This window comes from Brevibacterium sp. FME17, from assembly GCF_014897515.1.
Classification (GTDB): domain Bacteria; phylum Actinomycetota; class Actinomycetes; order Actinomycetales; family Brevibacteriaceae; genus Brevibacterium.
Map to the genome: position 1 here is coordinate 1 of NZ_JABUYD010000053.1, position 2,361 is coordinate 2,361.

The window sequence follows — 2,361 nt, forward strand, 5'->3', positions numbered from 1 at the left end:
AACGCCAACGAGACACGACTCAGCGCCGCTTGACAAACATAGAAGGATCCCTAGTACCGGGGTCATCCCCTCCATCGCTGCCTTGCTGGCCACGCAGGGGCAGCGGCTGGGGAACTGGGTGCTGCCGACGGCGGTGAGTATTTGGAGCTTTGGGGACCACCCGATCGTGCGGTTGGGCACCATCGATATTGCCTGCGGGTGCCAGCAGTGGCGTTCTTCGGTGCCACCACACCCAAATCGAAGCTACCGACCCTTTAGCGCATGTTACTCTGGCGCCCACCACGCCTGGAACAGCAGCTTGCCCACCTCATCATTTCAAACTGCCTTGTAAAGATTCCAGGCGACGCGAGCTGCATTCGCGGCCTGCACAGACAAGCTGACGCGATCACACTCTAGAGAAGCGACGACTCTGCCGTCACCGTTTCGCCATTGTCGGCCCCATGACGTGTATTGGGCGCTCATACTACCATCGAATAGTCTCTGGTCCCCAAAGATACGATCGGTGGACCCCGAGGAAGCGAGTATTCAGGCGGATCGTCGAATCCGGTGGGTCTGGCCCATTCGAAGCCCACACCTTCGTCACATGAGATGGCGATCAACATACCTCCAGGGTGAAGGCGTCCAGATCTTCGGTCCGCAGGTACGTCCCTGCGGCTTGAGAGCAGTGAATGCTCCTCGTGCTGTGGCACCGAAGCCGATGACGACTGCGCTGAGTCGTAGCCCGCAATCACCATTGGAGCCGGTCAGACTCAATGCGTGCAGCACTGAACTGTAACCGGCGAGCTCGTTGTTCTGGTGAAACACATGCAGGCTGAAGTCACCCTGTGGGGGTCCATTGGTTCATCGCTTCGAAGGCATTCAGCGTGAGCTAATGGTCGATCGCGGTTTGGGTGAATTCTGTATCTTGGAAGCAGTGCGGGTAACCTCAGTAACGAACCGGAAGGCGACAAAGTTGGAAGATGAAGACCTGTTAATCGCGGTGCTGAATAGCGCACCGATAGTCGACGGCTCCCCCACAGACCAGCTCGCTGTCCGAGAAGGTGGCGAGTTGGCCAAAAGGCTCGGTGGCACCGGTGCCAAGTCGGAGCTTCTGCATCTGCAGCAAACACGCGACGCCCTCCAGGACATCATCCGGGGCGATCCCGACGCAGCTGACTGCCTTGCCTCGGCTCTCGACAAGGCAGTCATGCTACCTGAGGTCACTCCTGATGGCATTCGATGGCAGCTCGATGCCCCAGTTGACGAGCGGCTCTCTGCCCGGGTTGTACTGGCGTGGTCACACGTGGTTCAACAGCTTCCAGGTCGACTCCGCGCCTGTGCCAACACTGAGTGCAACCTCTTCCTCATTGACCACTCCCGGCCGGCCACAGCAAAGTGGTGTTCCATGACCACTTGTGGAAACAGGATCAAGGCACGCGCTCATGCTCAACGCGCCCGTCAGGGCGATAGGTTCGGTCGGTCAAGCAGTGCTTCGGCTTCCACCCCCACCGGTACGTTGGATTCGAACAGATAGTCCAGCAAGTTAGAACCAAAGACAGATCATGTTAATGAAGCTAGCTCGCCACTTGCCAGTTCGAGACACTTGCTGGTGCGCGCTGAGAGTCATACTTGAGGAGCGTCAGCGCAAACTTGGCCAGGTCGTAAGCCGACATCGAACTGAGGAAGCTGAGTTATCAATATTAGTTCCAGACTCACGAGAAGGGTGCACTAACAAGCACACCGACGAATTCTGGAGCGAGGATTCCGAATCGTGCTAATGGATTCCCGTACTACTGCTACCGGTTCACTCCACTGTCGCATCTCAACACATCGTGCACCCCCAAGAGACGGCGGTGATTGCTGGATGGGAATGACGAATTCTCTCTCACCCCAAACCCTGGCGGCAATCATCAACTACGATCCGACCAACCGAACGCCCCGTCGGTCAACGAATTCCTCTACTTCCACTGTTGATCATTCAAACTTCAGCAAGGTCGACGTGACGGGTGTCTCTGATTGATGCTGAGCCTAGGATTATCAAAACTGCACCGACCGCGATAATTATCGTGGGAGTGTACTTGAACGGTATGAGATCGCTCAACCACACCATGTAATAAGCATAAAAGGCAGGAATAATGCTCGGCAGCGAGTAGGCCACACCGTACCCGGTAGATCGGAGACGAGTGGGAAACAATTCAATCAAGTAAGCAGTGACCGTCGCCCAGATGCTGAACCCTGAGACTATTGTGATCACCGCGCACACCGACATCATTGGTGCGCCGAGTGACGCGACGCTTACCAGGGACCCGCCTGCGCCGAACGTTAGTGGCTCTGCGGAATGAAGCGTGGTGACTGAGCAGTAGATCAGTGGGTGTGTCAATG

Annotated in this window: 1 protein-coding gene and 2 pseudogenes; 1 reads left to right on the forward strand and 2 read right to left on the reverse strand. The window is 56.5% G+C overall.

Features of this window, described 5'->3' with window-relative positions:
* Positions 1-530: 530 nt before the first annotated feature.
* Positions 531-925: pseudogene (locus INT40_RS20845) on the reverse strand (hypothetical protein); the annotation flags it as partial.
* Between the two features lie 261 nt (positions 926-1,186).
* Here INT40_RS20845 and INT40_RS20850 point away from each other — a divergent pair.
* A complete protein-coding gene (locus tag INT40_RS20850; protein ID WP_226831726.1) occupies positions 1,187-1,513 on the forward strand; it encodes a CGNR zinc finger domain-containing protein in 327 nt (108 codons plus the stop codon).
* Between the two features lie 444 nt (positions 1,514-1,957).
* On the opposite strand, the pseudogene INT40_RS20855 reads toward INT40_RS20850, so the two are convergent.
* Positions 1,958-2,361, reverse strand: a pseudogene (locus INT40_RS20855) (hypothetical protein); the annotation flags it as partial.

What these genes read in the sequence shown, in the direction of transcription:
- INT40_RS20850 (WP_226831726.1), top strand. Translation starts at nt 1,187, where the DNA reads ATGCTACCTGAGGTCACTCCTGATGGCATTCGATGGCAGCTCGATGCC.